Source organism: Streptomyces antarcticus, assembly GCF_026627255.1.
GTDB classification, from domain to species: Bacteria; Actinomycetota; Actinomycetes; order Streptomycetales; family Streptomycetaceae; genus Streptomyces; species Streptomyces antarcticus.
Genome location: NZ_JAPNLM010000011.1, coordinates 114946 through 139248 on the forward strand (window position 1 = coordinate 114946; position 24303 = coordinate 139248).

A 24303-nucleotide genomic window follows, 5' to 3' on the forward strand; every position below is an offset into this window, starting at 1 on the left:
GACCCATGGCTGACATGTGGAGCTACAACCCCGAGGCGCACTACACCCCCGGCACCAGCCTGGTCGGCTTCAAGGTCGAAGCCAGCGACGGGCACATCGGCAAGGTCGACGAGGCGACCGAGGAGGTCGGCTCCTCCTACATCGTGGTCGACACCGGCCCGTGGATCTTCGGCAAGGAAGTCCTCCTGCCCGCCGGCACCGTCGTGCGCGTCGACGTGAAGGAGAAGGAGATCCAGGTCAACCTCACCAAGGACCAGATCAAGGACTCCCCCGAGTACGACAAGGACAAGCACCGCGGCGACGCCGCCTACCGTGACCAGCTCGGTCAGTACTACGGCCGCGACCGCATCTGACCTCCACCACGGCAGGGAGGCGGATCGACGGCGAAGGAGCCCGCGGGGATCGCGCGGTCTGGTCCAGGCCCGGCAGGAACCGATCCGCCCCAGCCTCTGATCGCGGACGTACTGCGGCCCCGAACCAGTGCTCTGGTTCGAGGCCGCATCGCATCGGAGGACCGGCCCCGGCTACGGGGTGAGGTCCAGGACGCGGACCGCCTGCCCTTCCCAGCGCTTCGGCAAAGTCGTGGCAATGATCGCACCGTCGGGCCGGTCGGCCGTCGGCTGCGCAGCGTGCTGGCTGTGGGCGGCGGCCCAGGTCTCCTGCTGCGCGACGGCGAGCGCCGCGGGCAGGTCCAGGTCCAGGACGGTGATGCCCGGCAGGGCAGCGAGGTGCTCCGCGGTGCCGGGGCGGGCCCGGTCGGCTTCGACGAGCGCGCAGGACGGTGCGTACAGGAACCATCCGGTCTCGGCGTGGGCGCGGTGAATCAGCCGGGAGGCCAGGACATTGCCCTGCCCGGCCGCGGCCATGGCCGTCTCGTCGAGGACGATGTGCATCGCTTCCCTCACGGGCGCTGCACCTGCGCAAGACGACGGTCGAGCTCATCGTCGAGGACACCTTGTTCCGCCGCTGTCGGGGCGTACCCGTTCCAGGCCCTCAGCGCGGCCTGCGCCTTCTCGGCACGCTCGGCGCGTTCGGCGGGCGTCAGCATCGTCTCGGCCAGGCGCGCCAGATAGGCGCGCAGGGACAGGCCCTCCGCGGCCGCGATCGCGGCAAGCCGGTCCTTGGCTTCCTCGGGGATTCTCACGTTGGCATCCGACATCGTCGTGCTCCTCTCCTTCCCCCCAGGGTACGGGTACGTACCCGTACCCGCAGCTACGGGGCTGTATCCCGCGGTGGCCGATCGCCATGCCCGGCCGGCCCGGCACTGGCAGGAGGGGCGGCGCTCACTGGTAGGACGGGTCCTCCCACGGACCGATACTGCGGGAGCGGACCGGTTCGACGAAGCGCGGCGGAACGCTGTGCGGGTGATCGGGCCCCCAGTTGGTGGCCTGACCCTCCATGACCACGCGGGCCTCGGCGTGCGTACGGACCGAGCGGACCGTGCAGTCGATCGCCGCCGACCTGAAACAGGAGGGCTACCTCACCCGGGTACGCGAAGGCCGGCGCAACCACTACCGGATCACCAACGGAGCCACCTTCCGGCACCCCGCCGAGGCCGGACGCGACATCGCGGGGCCTGCTCGCCCTCTTCGCCGGGGACCCGCCCGCCTCGGGCCCCGTGCGCCCTGCCCACCGCGCGCCGCAACACGCCTGACCGACGGACGCGGTGAGCGGACGCGGTGAGCGGACGCGGTGAGCGGACGCGGTGAGCGGACGCGCGGGGCTCCGCGCCCGCCCCGCCCGGCGGACGGCTCGCTACCAGTGGCCTTCGGCGCTCCGAGCCGCGGTGGTCGTGCTGTCCTGGGCCTGTTGCGCGCGTCGGGTGATCAGGCGGCGGAAGCCGTCCAGGGCGTGACGCTCTCCGGTGGCGGAGCCGGGGCCGCGAATGCCGGCGACCTCGGCCATCAGCTGCTGGGGTTGGGGTTGCCAGCCCACGACCATGACCCGCAGTCCCAGGCACTGGGCTCTCCGGTGCAGGTCCAGGAGGTGAAGTAGTCCCGCGGGGTCCATGGAGGCCACGCCGTGGATGTCGATCATGAGGGTCCGGTCGTCGGCGGTGACGCGGTCGAGAGCTCGCTGGAGGACGGTGTCCGCATCGTCGCCGAGGTGGCCGTCGGCGCTCAGCAGCACCGAGGTGCCGCAGTTCTGGATGTTCGTGGTGATCAAAAGCGGGGTCTCCTCCCGACGCCTCCGGGCTCCGGCTCCGGGCTCCGGCTCCGGGCTCCGGCTCCGGGCTCCGGGCGCCCGAGGGCGCCCCATCCTGGCGTACGGGTCCGGCGGGCCGGCGCCCGGCACGCGAGCCCCCGACGGTCCGGGCCCGACAGCGCCGTGCGGCTCCACCCGGCTGGTCAGCCGGGTGGAGCCCGGTCGTGAGGGCCGGTCAGATGCTGCCGCGGCCGTAGTACTTGCCACCTGGTCGCGGTATCCGGCGTCGCCCCGGTGCTTGTCCTTGTCGTACTCCGGGGAGTCCTTGATCTGGTCCTTCGTGAGGTTCACGTGGACCTCCTTCTCCTTCACGTCCACGCGCACGACCGTGCCGGCCGGGAGCAGGACGTGCTTGCCGAAGATCCACGGACCGGTGTCGACCACGATGAAGGACGATCCGACCTCTTCGGTCTCCTCGTCCACCTTGCCGATGTGCCCGTCCGTCGCCTCCACCTTGAAGCCGGCCAGACTGGTACCGGGCGTGTAGTGCGACTCCGGGTTGTAGCTCCACATCTCAGACACGAAGAACTCTCCTTCACGAGCTCGGGAAAACGTCTCGGCGATCCCTGCCCGCTCGGAGCCGTCGTCAGCCCGCGCTACGCCGACCGCACCACAGCCGCCACCCGGACGGCCGAGAACCTCTACCGTGCAGACCCTCTCTCCGCGTCGTGCCGGCCAAGCAGCGTGACCGGCAGCCGCCTTCGGAGTACGAAAAGCCGACGCCCGCGGCGACCGGCGTCGAAGGGGCGTCATTCCCCGTAAGCGCACGGCCAAGGGCGCTGAACTCGGCGAACGGGCGGTCTTCGGTTCGGGGGGCACACTTCCGGTCACGGCTCCGGATTGGTTCCGCGCTGAAAGTACGTGGTGTTCCAGATCGGGCCTCGGGCTGGGCTCGCCCCCTTCCGGGGAGACTATCGCGTAGGTCCTCTGGGGTGGCGGTGCCGTCGCAGTCGGCGACTTTTACCGCCCGCAGGCTGGTCTTCTTCGCCACCCCGTGGCTTTCGGCGCCCACCGTGCCCGACAGATGGGTGCCCCGGCCGTTGCAGTCCCGCTTGTTTCCGTCCCCGGTGACATTCCCCAACCACGTGGCACGGCCTTCGAACTCCCGGTGCGTGGTGTCGATGCCGGTGTCCAGTACCGGCACGCGCTGCCGCATCGACTCCAGGTCGGCATGCATCGCCTGAGCGCCCCCTGACCGGGCGGAGGAAGCCGCCACCACTTGGCCATGGGCCACTGGAGGACCACTTGCCTGGGGCGAGGTGGCCGTCGAACCCGGGATGGCGGGAACGTCCGTCGTGTCCGCGCTCACCCTCCTGGTCCTCCTGGTCCTGGTGCTGGTCCTCGTCTCCGTGCTGTTCCTCAGTGCACTCGGCTACCTCGCATGCCGACACCCGCGCACCGTCCCCGCGATGGGCGCCACACTCGCCGGCGCCGCCCTCCTCGTCGCCTGCATCGCCACCATCACCGCACGCTGACGCGGGCCGACGGCATGCCCACCCTCGGCAGCGACACCTCCCACGAGGCGTGGGGCCGCAACCATGGCCCAGGTTACGAACGGCACTTGGCCACCATGCCGCCTCGGAGTGCGGCTCAACTTCCTTGCTCCCGCGCCTCGACCTGTGTCTATAGTGAGCGCCGCGCGACCGGCGGACATGACCAACAAGCCTGCCGCGCACACCAGCTGGCGGTCGGGGGAACAATGCCGCCACGGGGGAGGGGTGGTTTCGGCATGCCGCGACATCGGCTCACCAGACCCACCGCATAGGTCCACAGCCTCCGCTTCCCACTGTCCTGGCACAGGGACAGTGGTTTGATTCGGGCTGCGCCGCCTCTGCCTTCTCGGACGGGTACCCCTGCCGCCTTCATTCACCACGAAGGCATGGTCTCTTGAGCCCAACAACACGTTTTTTCTCCCGCAGACCGAGAAGGCCCGCACTCCTGCCTCCGGCCGCCGCATCCGTCGTCACCCTGGCCGTCCTGAGCAGCCTGGCCGTCCAGCCCGCACTGCTCGATCGCGCCAACGCACTGCGCGCCGCCGCGGCCGGCAGCTCTGAGGACTGGCTCGACGACACGGCCGCCGAGCAGTGGCGGCAGGACCAGTGCCTGATGGCCGATGTCCTGCGCCTGGGCGGTCCGGCCATGGCGCAGGTCGCCCAGGACGGCCTGAACCAGCCGCAGGACAAGCTCCACGTCCTGGCCGACCGCCAGCACTGGGAGCAGACCCCGCTCGCGACCGCGTACCAGAAGGACCGGGACGCGGCGAGCAGCGCCATGACGGCGCTGAGCTCCCTCCGGGACACGTGGAAGAAGCCCCTGGAGGGGCTGACCACCCCGGGCGGCATCAATAACGCCGATTTCCACTGGCCTCCGGGCTCTCCCGGCGACGGCAAGCAGGACTTCTACGCCCAGACCGGGCTCAGCAAGTGGACCGCCGACCGGTTCTGGGCATCCGAGAGTGACTTCTACGACGACCCCACGCCCAAGGCATCCGGGCCCGCCGTCACGGCCGTGAAGTCCTTGGGCGCACCGCTCTACGGCAAGGACCCCGACCCTCAGCAGGTCACCGGAGACGCCTGGATCCGCGCGATCGCGGAACGCGACGCGTACAAGCACCTCACCGACTGGTCGCTGGAGCCCACGGGGGCGGACAACGCCCGTATCTTCCTCGCTTCCGGCGGGTTCCCCCGCACGGCGCCGGAGGCGGGCACGGCGGAGTACCGCATCGCGGTCGAGGACCTCAAGACCCGGTTCGCCTCCTGTGCCTGGCGTGATCCGATGGACCCGGCCAAGGTGCTGCGCGGGGTCACCACCGCCGCCGCCGGCGAGTGGCAGCAGGAGATCGCCTCCCAGCAGACGCAGCGGAACCAGATCCTGGCCGCGAACAAGAACGCCACCACGTCCCTGACCACGGGCGCCAAGGCTCTGGGTGAACTGCTGGGTCACTCGTGGGTGGCCGACCACGCCGCCCGCTTCCAGGACTACTGGTCCCCCGGCGGCGTCGGGGCGGTCGGCGACAGCCCGACGACGATCAAGGTGCACGGCGCCGCCGGCAAGTGCCTCGACGTGCAGGGCGGCGGCACGGCCGACGGCACGCCCGTGCAGGTGTACACGTGCACGGGCTCCGGGGCCCAGACGTGGCAGCTCTTCGGCGACGACCACGGGCTGCACCTGCGGAACACCAAGTCCTTCAAGTGCCTCGAAGTGGCGGCGAACAAAGCGGCCAACGGCACCAAGATCCAGATCGCGACGTGCAACAGCTCGCCGGCGCAGACGTGGGACTTCAACCTGCGCGCCACCACCGCCCTGAAGAGCGTCGGCACCGGCAAGTGCGTTGATCTGCCGACGTACGACAACAGCAAGGACGCACGGCTGTGGGACTGCAACGCGGCAGGCCCGCAGCAGTTCGACGTGATGCCGTCCGGCAACACCGGCTCCGTGCCGCCCAAGGCGGAGTTCGACAAGGCCAAGAAGGCCGTCGCGGACGCCCAGGCGGGCGCGAAGAAGCAGGTCGACGTCCTGAAGGCGCAGGCCGCGGCGGCGAGGAAGGCCGCCACGGCCAGTGACACCGCCGAGCAGGCCGCCTACGCCGTCGCGGACTCGGCCGGTGCGCCGCGGGGCCGCGGTCTGCTGGTCGGTCAGCAGAAGGCCCAGGTCACCAAGGGTTCGGTGGCGGCACTGGACGCGATGGTGAAGGCGGGTGAGACCGCGGAGGCGGCCACCCGTGCCTCCGGCGCGGACAGCGACACCATCGCGCAGCGCGCTCTGGCCCAGGCCGCGCAGTCGAAGGCGGAGTTCCGCCGGGGGGCCGCGCACACGGCCGAGCTCCAGGCGAAGGCCGCCGCGGATTCCGCCAAGACGCACCGGGACAACGCCAAGAAGGAAGCGGATACCGCCAAGGCGAAGCTCGGCGAGGCGCTGAAGGCGGAGGCCGACGCCAAGGCGGCGGCCGCCAACGCCCACGCCAAGCGGCTCTCGGCCGAGGCCGAGGAGGCCACGGCGAAGAAGGAGAAGGAAACCGCGGCCGTCAAGCAGGGCGAAGCCGCCCAGCACAAGAAGAACGCGGAAGCGGAGGCGACCAAGGCCGGCAACGCCAGGACCAAGGCCGAAGCCGCCGAGGCGTCCGCGGTCAAGCACAAGGACGGCGCCGTCAAGGCCCGCGACACCGCCAAGGCCAAGCGCGACGACGCCTGGGAAGCGGAACAGAAGTCCGACGCCGCACGCGCCAAGGCGGACGCCAAGGCCGCCTACGCCGCTGCCGTCGAGGCCGGCCCGGAGGCCACCGCCGCACGCGCGGCCGCCGACCAGGCGAACAAGTACGCCACTGACGCGGAGACGGCAGCCGGCAGGGCGCGGGGCGAGGCCGACGCGGCGACGAAGGCCGCATCCGACGCCGATGCGGCCGCCACCCGCGCCGAAGCGGCGGCCAAGCGCTCGCGTGCCGACGCCGACGCCGCGCAGGCCGAGAAGTTGAAGGCGGATGCCGCGGTGAGGACCGCGACCAGCGCCACGGCCGATGCGATTGCCGCTTCCGAGCGCGCCGCGTTCTCCGCGCGGGCTGCCGTCTCACAGGCCAACGAGGCGGAAGCACAGTCCAAGACGGCCAAGACCCAGGCGGACAAGGCGAGCGTGGAGGCCGGCAAGGCCCGGGCCGCAGCGGCCAAGGCGGCGGGTTACGCCTACGTGACCGCTCAGGCCGCGGTGGACGCGGGCAAGGCAGCCGCACAGGTCGCCAAGCCCGCGAACGACGCCATCCAGCTCGGCTCGCCCTACGTCACCACCGACTCGGCCGCCGGCCTGGTCGTGCTGACCGGGCAGGCGTCGAAGACCATCGCCGAACAGCAGAGGGCCATCGCCGACGCCCACGCCAAGAACGCTCAGGAGGAGGCTGCCTCGGCCAAGGTCCTCGCCGACCAGGCGCAGGGCGACGCGAAGGCCGCGTACGCGCACGCGGCGACGGCCGCCAAGCATGCCTCGGACGCCCGTACCTACGCCAAGGAGGCTCTCGGCTACTCGGCCGACGCCGCGAAGTCGGCATCACTGGCCGCCGCGTCGCTGGCTCGCAGCACCGCATTCGCCAGTCAGGCCGCGGCGGACGCCGTGGCCGCGGACCAGGCAGCCGGACGCTCCGAGGGCTACGCCAAGGCGGCCCGGGACTCCGCCGACCAGGCGGCCCTCGACGCCGCCGCGGCCCGCGCGGCGGCGACCCGAGCCGAAGAGGACGCGAAGAGCGCCCGGGCGGCCGCCGACCGCGCCGCCATCGCCGCGACCGAGGCCGAGCAGGCCGCGAAGGACGCGGACAAGTACGCCAAGGAGGCCCAGGAAGCCGCTGACAGGGCCGAGAAGGCCGCGAAGGCGAAGCAGATTCAGACCGGAACGGTCCCCGACCTGGCCGGTGGGTCCATCGGCAACATGTTCTACCTGAAGGACCGCACCGAGCAGATCGGAGAACCCCAGACCCTGAGGAAGACGGCCGGCTGCGAAGGCTGGATCGACGCGCTCTTCTATAAGGGCGACTGCACGATGACCGTGCAGATCCGCTACAAGGACTACCTCGATCTGTACCTGTGCACCGCGGACGTCCTGGACCCGTCGAAGGGCACGTGTCCCGCGAGCGAGACGGTGTATCTGGGCGAGTACGCGACGGACGAGCTGACCCAGGAGTTCACGCACACCATCACGATGGGCGAGTACCAGTCGAACGTCGACCCGGTGGACATCCTCTTCGGGCACTGGATCAAGTGCGGTCAGATGTGGCCCGGCGGTGAGAGCGGAAGCCTGGGCGGATGTGCCTGGGCAGCCGTGGACGTCGCCCTGCTGTTCTCCGGGAAGATCCTCAGGCCCATCGCCGACGGCATCACCGCTCTCGACGCCGCCATGCGTACCGGAATCGGCATCGCCGACGCCCTGCGGGGGCTGAAGGGGCTGAGGATCAATCCGCAGGCTCTGGCAGCCATCGAGTTCGAGGCCAACATGGCCGAAGCGGCCCTTACCTCGTGCAAGATCAACAGTTTCCCGGCCGCCACACGTGTGCTCATGGCAGACGGGTCACACCGCCCGATCAGCTCGCTTCGGGTGGGTGACGCGGTACTGGCCGGCGACCCGGCCACCGGGTCGGTCCGCTCCGAGCCGGTCACCGACACCTTCCAGCACGCGGCCGACGGTCTGGTCACCATCAGCCTTTCCGACGGCAGCAGCCTGGAGACCACACCCGGACACAAGATCTACGCCGAGAAGCGCGGATGGATTCTCGCCTCGGAACTGCGTACGGGAGACCGGCTGCTCCGCCCCAGCGGGGAGCTGATCACGGTGGCAGGCGTGGGTGGCGAAACCGACGCGGCATCCCAGCAGGTCTACGACCTCACGGTCAGCGGCCTGCACACCTTCTACGTCCGCGCTGAAGGATCACAAGCGTCGGACGTGCTCGTCCACAACTGCATCAACCTCGGCGACGAACTCCTGCCGAGTCTGAGGAAGTACAAGGACTCGGGCGAGATGCACGCGCTCGCGGAGCACGTGACCCCGACCCCGGCCCAGGCGTTCGCTCTGGCCCGGAGGAAGGGCGTGCCGAACTCGGTGTTCACCAGCCAGGAAATCGCCCAGCAGGCCATCGACCGCATCGTCGCGGACTACTTCACCACCGTGAAGGGCGGCCAGAGGGTACTGGACAAGGTCAAGTGGAAGAGGTTCGAACAGAGGGTCGCCGGAGCGAGGGAAGGCGAGGTGGTCCTGGACATCACAGGGACTTGGAATGCCTATCCTTCCCTGGGGAAGGCGTACCACCCGGACGGCGTCACGGTGACCACAGCCGGTAACAGCGTCTCGCTGAAACTGATGAAGGTGTCGGGCCACAGCGGCCAAGGGCGTGGTGGCTTCGCCATCATGACCGCCTTCCCGACGGGAACTCCATGACCCAGGAACGTCCGGCGTACTACGAGCTCGGCTACGGAACGGATTTCGGCCTGACCGCCCTGACCGCCCTGACCGAACGCCTCGGCCTTCCCGGCGCCGACACCGGCCCGGCCGCCGCCCTGAAGTGCGCGGAAGAGCTCGCCGACGGGTCCGAGGGCGAGGAGGCCGTCGAACTGGGTGAGGACGCTCGCCGGCTGCTGGCTTCCGAGCTGCCGGAACGAATCCTCCGCACGGTGTGGCTCGCCTCCACAGGCAACGCCTTCGACCCGGCCGACCACGGTATGACCTGCCGTGGATGGCTGGAGCGGATCTCGGAGGTGTCCACGGCACGGCTCCGGCAGAACAAGCGCTCCTACGCTCCGCCACCGGTGCGGCCGGTGCGGGACGCGGGACTGTGCCAGGCGGTCGTGGCGGAACTCCGTGCCACCGCCCCGGCCCTTGCCGGCGCGTCGGCGCTGCCGGACCTCGTCGACGCCCTCGAACGGGTGGTGACCGGTGGCGACGGTGACCTCGGCATGCGGCTGTTCCTCCGCGCGCTCAAGGTCCACGCCGTGCCCGTCCCGCATGAGCGATACCGCCGCCTGTTGGCACTTGGCCGGGAGTTCGGCTTCCCCGCAGGCGCCGTCCACGACGGCCTGCACATCGTCTGGCCGCAGGTCAGCGCCACCAGGCAGGGCGTCTCCGGGGACTTCGGACTCTCCCAGCTCGCCAGGCTGTTCACGGCGGGGTGGCACTACCGCACTCCCCGCGCGGCCGTCGAGAACGCCGTGACATACGACGGGTACGAGCGGCCTCCGGGCTCCGAGGCGGCCATCGTGTGGGAGGACACGCGCCGGATGCTCGACTCGGGGCTGTCCGACGACACCATCACCGTGCTGTGGCTGGCGGCGACAAACCGGGGCTACAGCATCGACGAGTGCGGCGTCGGCGGCCGGGAGTGGCTGGAGCAGGTCGTGGAAGTGTGCGAGGAGCACCTGGCCGCGGTCGCTCCCGCCCACTTCCCGGTGGCCCCGGCCGTTCACACCGATACCGGTGACGCGGTCCTCCGCGAAATCCGGGACATGGCGCCCCTCGCCGCGGGCAAGGCGATCAGCCCTGCATTCCGTCCCCTGGAGGGCACCGCGGTGATGGGAGCACTGGAACAGGTCGTCACACGGGTCGACCCCGACCTCGGGTTCCGCCTGTTCCTGCGGACACTGGAAGTCCTGCAACTGCCGCTCACCGAGGAGCGGTACGCCCGGTACGAGACCCTCAGCAGCCGTTTCCAGTACGGCGAGGACCATCTCCTCTTCTCGATCGACCACCTGGTGCAGCGCAGCTGACCCCCCTGCCCGTACCCGTACTCCCATCAGAGCGCCCCTCCTACCGGAGGGGCGCTCGCCTTGTAGGGCTCGCCGCTGCCGTGTGGACAGCACCCGCGCTCCCCCGCCGCGTACGGCGAGAACTTCGCCGGGATCAAGGAAGCGCACGCCCGCAGGTGCGGAAGGGCGCCCCGCTCGGCCTTGCTGTAGGTCAGACCGAGATCGGCAAGACGCACCCGCTGTCGGAGCGGCACGGTCGGGCGCTCGTGGGGCGGAACAAGCGCGACGACGTCCAGCACGGGGAGATCGACGGGCAACAGCTCGGCGTCGAGGTGTACGCGACCGCCGTCGTCGAGGCCGACGCTGCCGTGCGCCTCACCGCGGGCTGTCTGCTGCCGCCCGACTCCTACACGTCGACGTCGGCGCCGCGGCCGAGGCGCCGGGGTGCTCGGCCGGCCTTGCCGAACCGGCCCGGGAAGCCGTCGCCGCCTACGCAACCGCCCACCGCACCGCACACGGACCAGATGCGCGGGCGAGCCCGCACCCGGTGCTGCGGCGCGACCACCAGCATGCCGTCCTGGCGCCGGCCCATCTGGGAGACGGACGGGCCCTGCCGGGGCTGCTGACCGCGCTGGACGCCGGCACCGACGCCTGGCGCGCCGTGAACGCGGCCGGCCACCTGCCCCAGGCCGCGACGCTTTTGTAGGTCGCCCCGGGTGTGGACTCGTACAGGGCTACGGCATCGGCCTTGAACTCGTCCGAATAGTCCTTCATCGCCATCGGCGCTCTCCCGCCCCCTCTCTTGCGGGGTAGGAGCACGTCACCCGAGGATGTCTGCATGACTGTCAACAGCGTATGGAAGCAGATCGAACGGTGGCTTGAGAGTAATGCTCCGGCCAGCTATTGAGCCGAAACTGATGGGTTGCCTGCTCGTTGATGGTGTGTGATCGACGGTGGAGACATGAGGCGGTTGTCGCCGGCTGCGCAGGAGGATCTGCGGTTGCGGGTGGTGGCGGCGCTGGAGTCGGGGCGGGTTCGGACGTATGGGCAGGCGGCGGAGGTGTTCGGGGTCTCCACGCGGTCGGTGGGGACGTGGTGGCGAGCCAGCCGCGCGGGTGGCCGAAGCGCGCTGCTCGCGGTAGTTCGAGAACCCCGGGCGGGCAAAGGCGAGTTGATCGACGTGTCCGCTCGCGGGGCGGTCCTGGCGGCGATGCGTGACTACACCCCGGCCGACATCGGGCACAGCGGCGTGCTGTGGACCCGCGCCTCGGTCAGGGCGTTGATCAAGTTGGTGTGCGGGGTGGTGATGACCGAGCAGGGCGTGGGCAAGTGGCTGCGCCGGCACGGCTTCACCCCGCAGCGGCCCGCCCGCCGCTCCTACCGGCAGCGGGACGAGCAGGTCCAGCGGTGGCTTGAGGAGGAGTATCCGGCGATCCGGGCCAGGGCGAGTGGGGAGAAGGCCGAGCTGGTCTGGGCCGATCAGTGCGGACTGCGATCGGACACCGCCCCGCCCGGCCGCTCGTGGGCGCCGGCCGGGCAGACCCCGCTGGTCCGGGTGAATGGCCGCCGGTTCCGCGTCAACATCATGTCGGCGGTCGCCTCCCGTGGCGCGCTGTGGTTCACCGTCTTCCCCGGCAAGTTCAACGCGAAGGTGATGTGCGCGTTCCTCGACCGCCTCGCCCGCCAGGCCGGGCGGAAGGTCCACGTGATCGTCGACCGGCACCCGGTCCACCGCAGCAAAGCCGTCCGGGCCTGGCTCGCCGACAACGCCGAGCGCATCGAACTGCACCTGATGCCCGGCTACAGCCCGGAACTCAACCCCGACGAGCTGCTGAACGCCGACTTGAAACACCACGTCCACGCCGCCCGCGCTACCTCCGCTGACGACCTCGCCCGTGAGACCCGGCGCTTCCTGCACCGCAGACAGCACCAGCCCCGCATCGTCTGCGGGTACTTCGCCGCCCGACACGTCCGCTACACAATCCAGTAGGAAACCCATCAGTTTCGGCTCAATATCAGCGAACCGGCCCGCCCAGCCGAGAGCTTTGGATCAGTCTGTTTACAGGCACTGAGAGCCGGGCCGGCGGTGTAGATCCTACAGGCTGAGCAGTCATGAACCCTTTTTGTCCGGGGTGACGAAGCGAGCCCGGCAGCCGTCCGGCCTCGCCGGGTCGAGCACGCGGTACTCGGCCCACAGGTCCCCGAGCCCGCCGATCGCGGCGCCGACGGCGGCCACCAGGGCGGGCAGCGCGAGCGCCGCCCACTGCCACCCCCTACGGGCGGGCGCCGGGCGTCGCCGGAAGACCCGGACCGTGGCGGCGGCCAACAGCAGGGCCCCGCCGACCACCCAGTGCGGCAGCACCCACCCTGGCACGACCAGGATCAAGTCGGTCCAACTCACGAGGGCGGCGAGCGGGAACAGCCAGAGCGCCGCCGTGCGCCGCCGGTCTGTTTCCGTCACCATCCGCCCAACGTAAGGGACTTGACCAAAGTAATCATAACCTGGGGTAACGCCTTACGGTCGGTTGCGACCACACGCGCTACGCGCGGGCAACAACGGCGGCTGTCGCCGCCGAGGGGAGGCGCGGTCCGTCGGGCTGCGTCGTAAGGAACGCATGTTTCAGCACGTAAAACAGAAGATCGTCGTACTCCTCACCGTCCTGTGCCTCACCGCGGGCGCCGGTACGGCCGTGGCCGCCGAGCCGGCCGAGCGTCAGCCCACTCTCCTGGAGATGGCGGCCAAGGTCTCGAAGTACGCCAACTGCAGGTCGCTGCCGCTGCGCGAGCGACCTCAGTGCGCCAAGGAGTTCGCCCTCAAGTCCCTCAAGCTCAGCCTCGCCGTGGGCACGTACCTCCACATCTCCCAACCGGCGATGAAGGACGAGGGCGCGGCCTTCGCCGAGGTCAACAAGGAGATGGGGACACTTGCCGGTCAGCTCCGGCCCCTCCTGACCCATGCGAACCAGGAGGCGGACCCCGAGCGGAGGAAGGAGATATTCAAGCAGCTCGCCAAGACGTACAAGGCGGCCAGGCCGCACCTTGACAAGTTCCGCACCCAGCTGTTCCAGGCTTCGGAGCTGGCAGACGCGATCGGCGAGCCGTCCGCCGAGTTCACCACCCTCCTCTCCGTCTACCTGGGGGACTACTTCCCCGAGCGGAAGCCGGTCGAGCCCGTACCCGACGGCCCGAGCATCTTCGACGCGCTCGACGAGCTCAAGGGCATCGGCAAGGACATCGACCAGATCATCGCCGGCCTCGACCAGATGAACGAGGCCCTCGATGAGATGAACGCCACGATGGTCCAGGTCAACGAGAGCATCGACGGGATCAACAAAGGCCTGGAGCAGGCCAACCGGGGCATGGACAAGCTCAATGAGGGCGTCCGCGAGATGAACGAGGGCCTGGGTCAGATGAACACCGCCGTGCGCGGGTTCAACAAGACCGCGGACAAGATCCTCTCGGTACCGGACATCAAGTTCGATTTCTCACACATCAACGAGAAGGTCGGCGCGAACCAGACGCCGCCGGAGGTGCTCGCCGCCCAGGACCGCAAGATGGGCTCGCTACTCAACCTGCTCCCCGGCATCGGCGACGGCAAGGGCGTCGTGGAGGCCCTCCGCGGCAAGGACCTGGCCACCGGTGAGGAGCTGAGCGTCACTGACCGGGCCCTGGGCGCGCTCGTCGTGCTGCGCTGGGTCCGGACCGGCGGGACGCTCACCGCCGACGCCATCCGCGCTGCCCGCAAGGGCGACAGGGTCGCCGGGTGCTTCGACAGCTTCCCCGCCGGTACGCCGGTGCTGATGGCCGACGGGGCGACCCGCCCCATCGAGCAGATCGAGCCCGGCGACACCGTCCTCGCCACCGACCCCGAGTCGGGCGTCACCGGCCCCCGTCCGGTCGAGGGGACGATCTACACGCCCGACGACCGTGACTTCACCGGCATCACCCTCAGTGCCGACGCCGGCCGGGGCACCCTCACCGCCACCGACCACCACCCGTTCTGGTCGGAGAACCGCAAGCAGTGGACGGACGCGGCTGATCTCAACTCCGGCGACACCCTGCGCACGCCGGACGGCGCCACCGTCGAGATCGAGAAGGTCGCCCATTGGAAGGAACTCCGGGGCGCCTACAACCTGACGGTCAACGACCTCCACACCTACTACGTGCTCGCGGGCGCCACTCCCGTCCTAGTGCACAATTCCAACGGACTGTGCAGCAGGCCGGGGGCCATCGCGAAGGCGACCGGCTACTCTGTCAAGCAGATCAAGGATGCGATCCACAAGGTGAAGGCTCAGGGCGGGTGGCGCGGGATCGGCGGCAACAGAAACCCGGACATGCTCGTCGACCCCAGGACGGGGGACGTCCATCCGCAGATGCCCGACGGCCGTCCGGGGGACATCATCGGGAACATCTTCGAGCACCTGCCGGACCGGCCGTGATCGAGGAACTCGCCGACCGCTGGCTCCTCGGGCTGACGGGCACCCCCGTGGTGGCCGTCGACCGGCCGGGGCACGGGCAGGATGGGCCGGACCTCACCGTGACGCTCGCCGACGGCGTGGTGCTCACGGTCTCCGGACCAGTGCTCCTGACCGACGGCCCGGCGTTCGCGCCGGGGGCGGCCGCGCTGTCCGTCGAGGAGTCGGACCGGCTCGTCGGTGCCACGGTCCGGTCGGCGGTCGCGTTCAAGAACGGGTCCCTGCGGATGGTGTTCAGTACGGGCCATCACCTGAGCGTGCGGGGAGCCGGGCCCGGGGAGACGGCTCGCCTCCAGAAGCCGGGGGTGTTCCGCTGGTCGTGCCACCAGGGGGTCAGCGACATGAAGATCTCCGGAGGTTTCTGAGCCTTTCGAGTCTTTTGAGAGAGCCCGGGTCGGCAGTCGTGTATCCACGGCCGCCGGCCCGGCTCTCAGCCTCGATCCACCGCGTGATCTTTGATCACGCGGTGGATCGAGGCTGAGCGCACGTTGGACAGTCCTGCGCATAACGAAGCTCCTGGTAGACGGGTTCTCGACCAAGATCACCCGCGCCCGCGCCCGCGCCCGCCAGGAGCTTCGTGTGCTTGTCTCTCCTTCCTCGATTGATCTGTCCAGCCGTACCTTGCGGCTCCTGACCAGGCGCCTGGCAGCCCGGCTCCAGGAGACCGGGACGCGGTGGCGGCGTCTGCCGCGCCCGGCTGCACGCCCGCGGCCGCTGCCCGGGGCGGCTGGCCTGGCCCGCCTGCCGGCATGCCATCGAGAGCACTACCTCACCGCCCCTTCCCCCACGGCCGGGTCGGCCTCGCTCTGCGCTGACCCGCCGGCGCCGGCCGGTTACAGCGGGGCGTGGCAGCCCTCGCCCTCGTTGGGCTGCCGCCGGTCTGACCGGGCGCGCGGGCCGCCTTACCGGACCGGAACATTTGGCTGGAAAGCAGGCTCGAGGTGGTGCGGAGGACCGTGGCGGGCAGACTCAGGGAATGCATGGGGGAGCGCGCGCAGGGGCGTACGGGATGGGCACACGGGGGCGCGTGGCGGTGGTCTGGTGACGGCGTATCACATCAAGCATCTGCCGACCGGGACGCTGCCCGAAGACGGTGTCGGCACCTGGTCCGTGACCCGGGAGGGTGTCGCCTCCCGGTCCGTGTCCGGAGGCGGCGTCGCCACCTGGGCTGTGGCCGACGCCGAACAGTGGCGGAAGGCGGCGGTCCCGACCGTTCTCGCCCCGGTCGTGGGCGGCTGGGTCCTGGCCGTCCTGGTGGCCGCGGCGTGCGTCCTGCTGTTCGGGCTCTCGTCCGCGTCCGCGGCCTGGCACAGCGGGCCCGGGAACGGGACGGACTGGCTGAGGTATCCGGGTCTGATCCTGCTGACAGCCCTGCCGCTCTGGTACCGGTACGTGCCGGTCGCGGCCATACCGGCGGCTGTGTTCGTCGCTGTGGAAGCAGCTCTGACTCTGGCCCGGTCCGGCGACGTGGACCATCCGGCGAGGGCCGGGTGGCTGGTCATCCTCGCCGCCTGCGCCGTCGCGTTCACAGGAGGCTGTCTGCGGCTGCGGGCCCGACGCCGACAACGGGCCCTGGCCCTCGCCGCTGCGAACAAGCGCCGCTTCCCGTTGCCCCAGGGCACCCCGGAATCGGACGACCACCGCGGACACCAGCAGGTCTACCTCGGGCTGGCGCTCTGCCTGGTCGCCGCAGTCATCCTCACCGACGGCCTGTTCGGGGAACCGACCGCGTCCGGCCTTGCCTACGACGCCGTCGGGCAACAGGGCATCGGCCTGGTGCTCCTTGTGGCCGGTACGACCTTCTACGGCCGGGGCCAGCTCGCCCACCGGGCGGCCCGGCGCTTGCACGGGGAGCCACAGCCGGCCCTGATCGTCGGCGTGCGCGCCGGGGCGGACGGGCGCCACTGGGTGTGCGCGGACGCCCGCACCCGCTCGGCAGCGCCCCTGATCGCGTACGTTCCCCGCAAGAGCGACACCCGCGCCAGGACGCGGCTTCTGGGCAGCGGCTCGGCGTACGGAGTGGGGAACGGGCACCACGACATCGACCCTGAGCACGAGCCCTTCGAAGCGGTCCTGTACGGCACCCTCGCGGAGGGCGACGAAGTCGTCCTCGAGTACGCCTGTGCCGAATACCACCGCCACCAGGAGATGGGGCGGATGTACGCGACCGTGACCACTGCCCCGCTCCGCCCGGACCGCCGCCACGGGCTGGGCCCGTGGGAACCCGCGGACGGCCCAGCCCGGCAGCGTGAGCGGCTCCGCGAGGACCGGGAGAGGAAGGAACGCCACCGGGAGGCGCAGCGCGAGGCGGAGGAGCGCCGCAGGAACCCACCTCGCGGCTCGTCGACCCGGGGGCGCGGGAGCGACTCCGGCAACCGTCACAACGGGGGCGGCTGCGGCTCCAGTTGCGGGTCGGGCTGCGGGGGCGACTGAACCTCGGCCGACGTCATCAGCCCGCCGCCAACAGTCAGTTGTCAGCGACCGGGCGTGGACAGCGGGTTCCACACGGCTCAGTGCGCCCAGTTGAAGAGGCCCGATTCCAGTTCGATCCGTGCGTTGCCGCCGGACGCGGCACACCCACCATCTACGGCGCGGCCACCCTCTTGAGCACCAGGGTCGGCGGCCCGTCCGGATCGTGACGGAAGTACACCGTCCCCTGTCCCTCCGCGTAGAGCTGGATCCCGGCAATCCTGCCGAGTCCACCGTCACCGACCGACAGGTAGACGAAGTCGCTGGCGGCTTCGTTGTCGAGGAACTCCCATCGGCCACTGAAGTCGGCGGGGCCGGAGAACCCGTCAGTCGACACGTCGGTGGCCGAGAACGTCCCGCCGGAATCGAGCGTGATCTCGCCGCCCGTCTTGTCGTTGCGATACACACCGGGCAACTCAGCGGGGTCGACCGGCGCCATGCACCCGGAAATGAGTACCGCAGGAGCCGCCAGGGCGGCGACAAGCCACCGTCGACCCGTCCCTCTGGCCACCACAGCCCCACCACGCACGTTCACACCACTCACGGTCACAGACCTCTCCCCAAAGGTTGCACATCCAGCCCCGCGGCCCCACACCCTTATTTGAACATGCTCAAAAGTCACGGCTTCCCTCGGGTCCCCCAACCGTCCGCCCGGTCAGGCGCCGGGCCCAGTACCCGCCTCGCGGCTCCCACACCCGACCGCGTACGGGCGCGGGCGGGCGCGGGCGGGCCGGTGGGCACGGGAGACGGTGGTCGGAGCAACGACCCCGCTCAGGGGGCGGCGACGGCGGCTTCGGCCAGGTCGGCTGTCCGGGGGCCACGGCGGCGGGGTCCTGTGCCTCGGCGTTTTCGTCGTTGAACCAGTAGTCCCCGGCCGCCAGGTACCGGAAGGAGTGCGCGCTCTCGGCCGACAGGGCGACCGTGACGGCCCGATTGCCGTCCTTGCGCGGTGTGAGGGTGTGGACGCCGGGCTGCCAGTCGTTGAAGTCGCCGACCACGCTGAGCGTGCCGGCCGGGGTGTCGGCGGGAAGGACGAAGGTGACCTCGGTGCGGTCCTTGCGCGGCGTGCGCTCCAGCATGGCGATCGGCTCCTGCCGGGCGCGGGATGGACGGGCGAGGGATGGACGGGTTTCGCGCCCATCCTCCGCACCGGAACCACGGCCCGCATGCCGGCGCATCTGTCCCCGGGCCCGGCACCACCCCCTCCCGCCACATCGCGTAGCCGAGGAAATGCGAAAAGTGATGCCTCGTGTCAGCTTGAACGGGAGGAATCCGTACCCCACACATCAAGGAGTCGCCGTCATGGGTGGTAAGCAGGACAAGCGCCAGGAACCGGGCAAGGGCCGCGAAGAGCAGCAGCGCCCGCAGCGGCCCGGGCAGGACCCGGTCCACCCCCAGCCCTCCACGCCGTCGCGTGGCGGTCAGCGCCCGGAGGAGTCGGGGCGTCGCCGCGAGGAAGACGTTCGCGACGAGCGCCACCTGCGCGACGACGCAGTCTGAGCCGAAGCGGTATCCCACGCACGCAGAGTCCGGCCGGGCTCGTAGTGACCCGGCCGGGCTCTGTCACGCCACGTCGCCTCAGACAGGACGGCAGGGCCTGTCTGAGGCGGGGTGGGAGGTCTTGCGGCAGGCAGAGTCCTACGCGTCGTCGCCGAACCGTTCGTCGGCGTGTTCGTACTGGGCCAGGGCCTGGCCGAGGCCGAACCAGGTCGCCGGCCATGTGGCGACGAAGATTCCCCACCGGTCGGCCCGGTCGACGCCCATCGGCTCCACCTTCATCGACGTCACCCATGAGGCGACCGACAACCCGATGGTCAGGCAGGCGACGGTGTACGCGTGCTCGCTCCGCAGGCCCTTTTCGTGCAGAAACTTGACGATCATGGCACTCCTCGTGATTCGACGACGGAGCTTCCACCGTCGCCCACACCCCCGTCCCTCGCATCCGGAGCCCCGCCCGTCCCGGCATCGCCGGCGCCGCGGCCCGACCGCCCCACCCCGGGGAGCCCAGATTCACGACGGCAATCGTGGGGGCGACGCCCGCCGGCGGGTGGAGGCTGCATCGGTAGGGGTGCGCCGCGGCAACGTAAAGGCGCGGCTCGTGCGGCGTTGCGTACCGGGGTGGCCGAGATGTCAGACCCCGGGATCCCCCAGAAGCACCACGAATCCGTACGCAAGGAGGGAGAGAGTCGCGAAGAGAAGAACGATCGCGGTGAACCCGAGCAGAGACGCGGCGGATACACCGCGAGCAGACCGTCGGCCGTCCCGACGATTCCCGCTCCCCATGGAAGAAGAATTTCGTGTCATACCGGGCCAGTTCCCCATAATCAGGACATCAATCCCGGCTCTTCTGCAGTAGCGGCACGGACACCGGAGCGGCCGGCTCCAGGCGGCCGGAATGCGGCAGCACCATTTCGAGCACCGAGGAGTCCGCCATGGACGTCCCGGACATTCGGGGGTCGGCGGTGGCCTTGGGGGTGCGGGATGTCCGTCGGCCTGCGACGTCGGTTCCCGGAAGGGCCGGTGGGACCGCCACCGAGCGGTCCCACCGGCTGTTCGGCAGGGCTATCGCTCCTGGTTGAGGGGGAGGGCGATGTCGGTGACCTGCTGCTGGCGGGGGAACGTCCCGCGGCTGGTCGCCTTGCCGGTGAGGATGTTGACCTCGTACAGGCGGTAGATACCGTTGGTGCCGGTGCTGAGGGTGGCGAAGCCCTTGTTGGTGCCGGTCTTGGGCGAGTAGTAGATGTCGAAGCCGGCGTCGAGGGCGGCGTTGACGCCGAGGTTGCCGGTGGGGGCGAGGGTGCCCGCGTTGGCCGGGGACTGCAGGGAGATCCGGTCGGCCAGCGTGTCGAGGTCGAAGAGCGTCGTCGCGGTCGCCGCGTTCAGGTCGTTGTTCGTGTAGGCGGCGCCGGTCACCCCCAGCGCGGTGGACGGCGGGGTGGTGGGGTTGGTCAGCGTGCCGTCGACGGTCGTGCCCAGCGCCGCGGCGGCGTCGTCGATGTTGTGGCGCAGGTTCTGCCCGGTGTCGGAGATGACCCGCAGCCGGTTGGCGGCCGGGTTGAAGTCGACGCCGAACCGGGTCCCCGCCAAGGCGACGGTGAGCTGGGAGACCTTCACCGCGCGGGCGTTGCCGGTGTTCAGGGTGTAGATGCCGCCCCGGTCCCCTACGCCGTAGAGCCTCTCGTTCTGCACGCGGAAGTCGATGCCCACCAGCCTGGTGTCACCCGACAGGCCGGCCACCCTGCCGATCGGGAAGGTCTTGGAGGGCTGGTCGACGTCGAACTCCACCAGCCGCTGGCCGCCTCCGGTCAGCCCGACCGCCCGCAGGTCGTTGTGTGCCATGGCCGGCAAGGTTTCCGGCGGGGTGTCCGTGTCCGACGCCGCCAGCGCGGGGGTCCCGCAGGCGGTCGCGAGGACAACGGCGAGAGCGATGGCAGTGCTGCGAGTACGCATGTTCACCTTTCACAGAAGCGTGACGTGACGAGCCCTCCCCACACTGGCGGCCCGCACCGTGCCCGATGCGGGACAGGCACGCGCCTGGACGCGGACTCCAGCCCGAGACCACCCCAACGGCTCACAAGCCACCCCCCGCCATGCCCATCACGGACGCACCAGACTGCGGGCGGTGGCAAACTCCGTACGACCCTCGCTGTCGCTGTATCGCTTCGGGTCCGGCACCTCTCTGCCCGCGGATTGTCCGTGTCTGCTGGCATACGAGTGGCGGGCGGCGCCTCGCCGGTGTGGCGGGTACCCGCACCAAGGGGCCCCGCGCGTGTGCTGGTGCGGCCTGGTCGCCCCGGGAGCGGCCTGCCACTCCGCGACGAGAGCCGCGTAGATCAGCGCCAGTGCGAAGCGGGGACCCTCTCCGCTGCCCAGGGCTCACCTGGACCAGCCGCACCGTCATGGTCATCTTCTGTTCAACGCGCAACCACCCGGCTGGTTGCTCCGGTCTGGGGCTGCCGGGCGGTATCGGAGTCCGCTGCGCGCCCGCGTTCTTCCCGCCGCCCGTTCCTCCGGCCGGCCGGTTGCGGCGCAAGGCCGAGGTGGACGGCTGTGCCGGTGGCGTCCAGGACGCGGGCGACGGCGGGATGGAGCGGGCCGCTGAGGTGGAAGCCTGTTCCGGCGCGGGCCGCTTCGGCCTTCGCCCACAGCAGGGCGCGCAGGCCGGAACAGTCACAGAACGACACCCCGCTGATGTCGATGCGCAGCAGGGCGGGGTGGCCGTGGAGGGATCTGCGCACCGCGTCGCGGACGGCCGGTGCGGATTCCACGTCGAGTTCGCCGGTGAGGTGGAGGAGCCCGTAACGGCCCGCGACGACCACCGTGCGGGTGGCCCGGCGAGGCGGTCGGATCACGCCCGGCTTCCGCGGGACCGCTGTGTCGAGGCGGCGCATCAGCTCGCCCCCTCCTCAGGCCGCTGCCGGTGGGTTCGCCGATCCGGAGGAGCGGCGGTGCTCGGCGTTGATGCGCTGGGCTTCCTGCAGCTGGTCTTCGAGGATGACGATCCGGCAGGCCGCTTCGATGGGCATGCCCTGGTCGACGAGCTCGCGGGCGCGGGCGGCGATGCGGAGCTGGTAGCGGGAGTAGCGGCGGTGGCCGCCGGCGGAGCGGAGCGGGGTGATCAGGCGGGCCTCGCCGATCGCGCGCAGGAAGCTCTGGGTGGTGCCGAGCATGTCGGCGGCCCGGCCCATCGTGTAGGCGGGGAAATCATCGTCGTCGAGACGGCCGAAGGAGTCGTCTGCGGTCATTTCACCTCTCTGTGGAACATGCGGAGGGGCCCTGGTGCCTATGGCACCAGGGCCCCGAAGGAACTGCTACACCATCTGCCGGCCCTGGTACTGCGCCGGCCTACTTATCCGCGTGCCCGACCGGAATGCTGCCGGGGCTGCGGGGATCGCGGTTGCTCGACCGGAGACCACCTCACTCACGATGTCCTGCGGTACCCGGACTCGCGTGGCGTCCGGGCGATCCTGATGGCGCCCAATCCCTCCGTTCATCCCTCGGATGATCAACTACCTACCACTGGGAACTGCTGTTACTGCCGATACTGCGGGTACTGCTCCACTCAGAACTGCTGGTGATGCTGGTACTGCTGGTGATGCGAACTGCTTGTACTGCGCGTGGCCTGATCAAGCGCCACGCTTTCGGCAGCCAGCCCCGTCGCCCGTCCTGCGTCTGCTCTGGCTTGGAACCCCACTGCCAAACTTCCCGGTGCGCGCGCCCGCAGCCGACGCCTTCACCGAGGTACTACTCCACTGGCTTCACTGCTGGGTACTGCTGGTACTGCCTGTGGTGGCCCCTGATGACTGCGGGCCACCCGGTCCGGTGATCAGTACCGTCGCCGTCCTACGACAACCCTGGCTTCGACACTCCACCACCGCACCGTCATATGGGTACTACCTGTACTGCGGATACTGCCTGCCCGGCAGTTCGTCTCTGCCAGGCCCTTCGGCCTCTCTGGGCTACGAGAGAAACCATAGCCACACCACCGCCCAATGTCTACTCCGGCCGTCACAGGTTTTCGTGCGGTAGGCGGAGAGGTAATCGAGCCCCGTGGAGCACAGGCAGCCGCCGCCGGGCGGCAGCATGGGGAGCGGGCTCCCGGAAGTCGGCGGCGTCATGGAGCGGCGGACGTGCCGGGTGCCCCGACAGCCGGCGCGGACCGGCGTACGGTCACGGTCACGGGCACTGGTACGCGGGGCCCGGGGGCGGGTACGGGCGGCCGGGGAGTTCGGCGACGCCGTAGAGGACGATCCGCTCGACTCTGACAGCTCCCCCGGCAGCCCGTCGCCGGCGGCTTCGGATCGCCTCCAGAAGCCGCATCGACCGTTCCTGGTCGCCTTGGCCCGCGCCGAGGGACGGGGCCCGGCGCGGGGATGCCCGGCGCCGGTTCGGCGGCCTGCGGAAGGTGCAGGGCGCCGGAGCGCCACGCACGGCCCAACACCACGGCGGCGGCCAGCAGGGTCGAAACCAGGCCCACGACCTCGTACCCGGACCACTGCACCCACCAGCCGATCGCGGCCAGCACCGTCCCCGCCAGCGGGCAGCCACCTGCCCGCCGTTACCTGCCCGTCGTCACCATCCGCGTCCCCCTTCCTCCCAGTTCTCTCCGGTCAGGCGCCGGGCCCGGTACCCGCCTCGCGGACGGCGTGCCGCTGGACTTCCTCCGAGGGCGCCACCAGCGGCCCCGCCGGAGACGGGGCAGGCTGCGGCCGGTACATGGGCGGCCGGTACAAGGTGGCCACGGCGGCCGTGCCGCCCAGCACCGACAGGGTGAAGTCCGCCTGCACCAGACCGAGGTGGCCCGCCCGCGCCCGGATACCCCGCTGTCCACGCCCGGGGGGAGTTCCAGCCGTCACCGCGTACGCCTCGCGCCCTTGGCCGGGGCAGCCTGCCGGCGGTGGGCGGGGATCGCGGCGTCGGCCGGGGCCGGCTGTCCGGGAGCCCGGCCACGCCGGGGAGGCCAGGATCGCGTCGCGCACCAGGCCGACTGGCATCGTCGCTTCCAGGAGGTCGTACACCGATCACGCCGTCGTGAGCGGTGGCTTGGACGACTTCGAGGTGACAGTGCCCGAGGGCCGGCTGGTCGTCTTCTCCGACAGCCGTGTAGCGGCGCTCAGCGCACCGTTCGAATCTGCGGAGGGGAGCCCTGCCACCGACGAGACCGGGACGGCCCCCCTCACAGCGGTACGCTTCCGCGTCGTCGGCTCGGAGTCCGACCCCCAACCGCCATGGCGGCCACCCAGGCCGTCACGAACGGCGACCTGATCCTGATTCCCCTGAGCTGGGCGATGGCCTTCGCCTCATGCCTCATGCCTCATACGCAAACGAGCAGACGCAGCAGTCGTATACCCCTGGAACTGACACCAGTCGGCAAGCCCAGGCCGGCCGCGAACACCCGCTCCTCCACGGGCAAGACCCTGTCGGAGCGTGCACAGGAGGTCGTG

At 70.5% G+C, this 24303-nt stretch carries 23 protein-coding genes; 11 read left to right on the plus strand and 12 right to left on the minus strand.

Going from position 1 to position 24303, the window contains the following annotated elements; all coding sequences use genetic code 11:
- Positions 1–5: 5 nt before the first annotated feature.
- Entirely contained in the window at positions 6–353 is a 348-nt protein-coding gene (locus OTB16_RS18460) for a PRC-barrel domain-containing protein (protein ID WP_267721315.1), read from the plus strand.
- A 171-nt stretch (positions 354–524) separates the two neighbouring features.
- Here OTB16_RS18460 and OTB16_RS18465 read toward each other — a convergent pair whose 3' ends face one another.
- Together OTB16_RS18465 and OTB16_RS18470 are read right to left on the minus strand one after the other, a co-directional pair.
- Positions 525–893, minus strand: coding sequence for a PIN domain-containing protein (locus tag OTB16_RS18465; RefSeq protein ID WP_420717737.1), 369 nt, complete (start codon positions 891–893; stop codon positions 525–527).
- Between the two features lie 8 nt (positions 894–901).
- A complete protein-coding gene (locus tag OTB16_RS18470; protein ID WP_267721317.1) occupies positions 902–1159 on the minus strand; it encodes a hypothetical protein in 258 nt (85 codons plus the stop codon).
- 239 nt (positions 1160–1398) lie between these two features.
- Between OTB16_RS18470 and OTB16_RS18475 the strand changes: the two genes are divergently transcribed.
- Positions 1399–1683: a hypothetical protein gene (locus OTB16_RS18475; protein ID WP_267721318.1), complete on the plus strand. Its 285-nt coding sequence runs from the start codon at positions 1399–1401 to the stop codon at positions 1681–1683.
- A 72-nt stretch (positions 1684–1755) separates the two neighbouring features.
- Here the strand turns inward: OTB16_RS18475 and OTB16_RS39630 are convergent, their stop codons facing one another.
- Both OTB16_RS39630 and OTB16_RS39635 read right to left on the minus strand, forming a co-directional pair.
- Positions 1756–2718: an STAS domain-containing protein gene (locus OTB16_RS39630; protein WP_420717738.1), complete on the minus strand. Its 963-nt coding sequence runs from the start codon at positions 2716–2718 to the stop codon at positions 1756–1758.
- A 73-nt stretch (positions 2719–2791) separates the two neighbouring features.
- Positions 2792–3382 (minus strand): S8 family serine peptidase, encoded by a 591-nt coding sequence (locus tag OTB16_RS39635; RefSeq protein ID WP_420717731.1) that lies wholly within the window; start codon positions 3380–3382, stop codon positions 2792–2794.
- 82 nt (positions 3383–3464) lie between these two features.
- On the opposite strand from OTB16_RS39635, the gene OTB16_RS18485 reads away from it, so the two are divergent.
- From OTB16_RS18485 to OTB16_RS18505, 5 genes are all read left to right on the plus strand, one after another.
- A complete protein-coding gene (locus tag OTB16_RS18485) occupies positions 3465–3680 on the plus strand; it encodes a hypothetical protein (RefSeq protein WP_267721319.1) in 216 nt (71 codons plus the stop codon).
- A 631-nt stretch (positions 3681–4311) separates the two neighbouring features.
- On the plus strand, positions 4312–9114 hold the full coding sequence (locus tag OTB16_RS18490; protein ID WP_267721432.1) for a ricin-type beta-trefoil lectin domain protein: 4803 nt from the start codon (positions 4312–4314) through the stop codon (positions 9112–9114).
- On the plus strand, positions 9111–10436 hold the full coding sequence (locus OTB16_RS18495) for a hypothetical protein (RefSeq protein ID WP_267721320.1): 1326 nt from the start codon (positions 9111–9113) through the stop codon (positions 10434–10436). The genes OTB16_RS18490 and OTB16_RS18495 overlap by 4 nt, the downstream gene beginning before the upstream one ends.
- 526 nt (positions 10437–10962) lie before the next feature.
- A complete protein-coding gene (locus OTB16_RS18500; protein ID WP_267721321.1) occupies positions 10963–11121 on the plus strand; it encodes a hypothetical protein in 159 nt (52 codons plus the stop codon).
- Between the two features lie 255 nt (positions 11122–11376).
- Positions 11377–12405: an IS630 family transposase gene (locus OTB16_RS18505; protein WP_267721322.1), complete on the plus strand. Its 1029-nt coding sequence runs from the start codon at positions 11377–11379 to the stop codon at positions 12403–12405.
- A 120-nt stretch (positions 12406–12525) separates the two neighbouring features.
- Here the strand turns inward: OTB16_RS18505 and OTB16_RS18510 are convergent, their stop codons facing one another.
- On the minus strand, positions 12526–12879 hold the full coding sequence (locus tag OTB16_RS18510) for a hypothetical protein (protein ID WP_267721323.1): 354 nt from the start codon (positions 12877–12879) through the stop codon (positions 12526–12528).
- Positions 12880–13030: 151 nt separating this feature from the next.
- Here OTB16_RS18510 and OTB16_RS18515 point away from each other — a divergent pair, with 151 nt between their 5' ends.
- The 3 genes from OTB16_RS18515 to OTB16_RS18530 all read left to right on the plus strand — a co-directional run bounded on the left by OTB16_RS18515 (position 13031) and on the right by OTB16_RS18530 (position 17323).
- Positions 13031–14854, plus strand: coding sequence for a polymorphic toxin-type HINT domain-containing protein (locus OTB16_RS18515; RefSeq protein WP_267721324.1), 1824 nt, complete (start codon positions 13031–13033; stop codon positions 14852–14854).
- The gene (locus tag OTB16_RS18520; protein ID WP_267721325.1) at positions 14851–15255 is read left to right on the plus strand and encodes a DUF6188 family protein; all 405 of its coding nucleotides are present in this window, start codon (positions 14851–14853) and stop codon (positions 15253–15255) included. Before OTB16_RS18515 ends, OTB16_RS18520 begins: the two co-directional genes overlap by 4 nt.
- A 676-nt stretch (positions 15256–15931) precedes the next feature.
- The gene (locus OTB16_RS18530) at positions 15932–17323 is read left to right on the plus strand and encodes a hypothetical protein (protein WP_267721433.1); all 1392 of its coding nucleotides are present in this window, start codon (positions 15932–15934) and stop codon (positions 17321–17323) included.
- A 151-nt stretch (positions 17324–17474) separates the two neighbouring features.
- Here OTB16_RS18530 and OTB16_RS18535 read toward each other — a convergent pair whose 3' ends face one another.
- Both OTB16_RS18535 and OTB16_RS39305 read right to left on the minus strand, forming a co-directional pair.
- On the minus strand, positions 17475–17798 hold the full coding sequence (locus OTB16_RS18535; protein ID WP_267721326.1) for a hypothetical protein: 324 nt from the start codon (positions 17796–17798) through the stop codon (positions 17475–17477).
- A gap of 172 nt (positions 17799–17970) precedes the next feature.
- The gene (locus tag OTB16_RS39305; RefSeq protein WP_324290852.1) at positions 17971–18438 is read right to left on the minus strand and encodes an isoamylase early set domain-containing protein; all 468 of its coding nucleotides are present in this window, start codon (positions 18436–18438) and stop codon (positions 17971–17973) included.
- 223 nt (positions 18439–18661) lie between these two features.
- Here OTB16_RS39305 and OTB16_RS18545 point away from each other — a divergent pair, with 223 nt between their 5' ends.
- Complete coding sequence (locus OTB16_RS18545; protein ID WP_267721327.1) at positions 18662–18859, plus strand: hypothetical protein; 198 nt, start codon at positions 18662–18664, stop codon at positions 18857–18859.
- A gap of 138 nt (positions 18860–18997) precedes the next feature.
- Here the strand turns inward: OTB16_RS18545 and OTB16_RS18550 are convergent, their stop codons facing one another.
- From OTB16_RS18550 to OTB16_RS18570, 5 genes are all read right to left on the minus strand, one after another.
- Complete coding sequence (locus OTB16_RS18550; protein WP_267721328.1) at positions 18998–19240, minus strand: hypothetical protein; 243 nt, start codon at positions 19238–19240, stop codon at positions 18998–19000.
- A gap of 681 nt (positions 19241–19921) precedes the next feature.
- Entirely contained in the window at positions 19922–20809 is an 888-nt protein-coding gene (locus OTB16_RS18555) for a DUF4394 domain-containing protein (protein WP_267721329.1), read from the minus strand.
- 464 nt (positions 20810–21273) lie between these two features.
- A complete protein-coding gene (locus OTB16_RS18560; protein ID WP_267721330.1) occupies positions 21274–21711 on the minus strand; it encodes an STAS domain-containing protein in 438 nt (145 codons plus the stop codon).
- Between the two features lie 54 nt (positions 21712–21765).
- Complete coding sequence (locus OTB16_RS18565; protein WP_267721331.1) at positions 21766–22104, minus strand: helix-turn-helix domain-containing protein; 339 nt, start codon at positions 22102–22104, stop codon at positions 21766–21768.
- A 1365-nt stretch (positions 22105–23469) separates the two neighbouring features.
- The gene (locus OTB16_RS18570; protein ID WP_267721332.1) at positions 23470–23646 is read right to left on the minus strand and encodes a hypothetical protein; all 177 of its coding nucleotides are present in this window, start codon (positions 23644–23646) and stop codon (positions 23470–23472) included.
- Positions 23647–24303: the final 657 nt, after the last annotated feature.

Excerpts from the sequence above, each read along its gene's own strand:
- OTB16_RS18550 (WP_267721328.1), bottom strand. The coding sequence starts at position 19,240 with ATGATCGTCAAGTTTCTGCACGAAAAGGGCCTGCGGAGCGAGCACGCG.
- OTB16_RS39635 (WP_420717731.1), bottom strand. The coding sequence starts at position 3,382 with ATGCATGCCGACCTGGAGTCGATGCGGCAGCGCGTGCCGGTACTGGAC.
- OTB16_RS18475 (WP_267721318.1), top strand. The coding sequence starts at position 1,399 with ATGACCACGCGGGCCTCGGCGTGCGTACGGACCGAGCGGACCGTGCAG.
- OTB16_RS18505 (WP_267721322.1), top strand. The coding sequence starts at position 11,377 with ATGAGGCGGTTGTCGCCGGCTGCGCAGGAGGATCTGCGGTTGCGGGTG.
- OTB16_RS18495 (WP_267721320.1), top strand. The coding sequence starts at position 9,111 with ATGACCCAGGAACGTCCGGCGTACTACGAGCTCGGCTACGGAACGGAT.
- OTB16_RS18470 (WP_267721317.1), bottom strand. The coding sequence starts at position 1,159 with ATGTCGGATGCCAACGTGAGAATCCCCGAGGAAGCCAAGGACCGGCTT.
- OTB16_RS18490 (WP_267721432.1), top strand. The coding sequence starts at position 4,312 with ATGGCCGATGTCCTGCGCCTGGGCGGTCCGGCCATGGCGCAGGTCGCC.
- OTB16_RS18465 (WP_420717737.1), bottom strand. The coding sequence starts at position 893 with ATGCACATCGTCCTCGACGAGACGGCCATGGCCGCGGCCGGGCAGGGC.
- OTB16_RS18460 (WP_267721315.1), top strand. The coding sequence starts at position 6 with ATGGCTGACATGTGGAGCTACAACCCCGAGGCGCACTACACCCCCGGC.
- OTB16_RS18510 (WP_267721323.1), bottom strand. The coding sequence starts at position 12,879 with ATGGTGACGGAAACAGACCGGCGGCGCACGGCGGCGCTCTGGCTGTTC.
- OTB16_RS18545 (WP_267721327.1), top strand. The coding sequence starts at position 18,662 with ATGGGTGGTAAGCAGGACAAGCGCCAGGAACCGGGCAAGGGCCGCGAA.
- OTB16_RS18555 (WP_267721329.1), bottom strand. The coding sequence starts at position 20,809 with ATGCGTACTCGCAGCACTGCCATCGCTCTCGCCGTTGTCCTCGCGACC.
- OTB16_RS18515 (WP_267721324.1), top strand. The coding sequence starts at position 13,031 with ATGTTTCAGCACGTAAAACAGAAGATCGTCGTACTCCTCACCGTCCTG.
- OTB16_RS39630 (WP_420717738.1), bottom strand. The coding sequence starts at position 2,718 with ATGTGGAGCTACAACCCGGAGTCGCACTACACGCCCGGTACCAGTCTG.
- OTB16_RS18565 (WP_267721331.1), bottom strand. The coding sequence starts at position 22,104 with ATGACCGCAGACGACTCCTTCGGCCGTCTCGACGACGATGATTTCCCC.
- OTB16_RS39305 (WP_324290852.1), bottom strand. The coding sequence starts at position 18,438 with ATGCTGGAGCGCACGCCGCGCAAGGACCGCACCGAGGTCACCTTCGTC.
- OTB16_RS18535 (WP_267721326.1), bottom strand. The coding sequence starts at position 17,798 with ATGGCGCCGGTCGACCCCGCTGAGTTGCCCGGTGTGTATCGCAACGAC.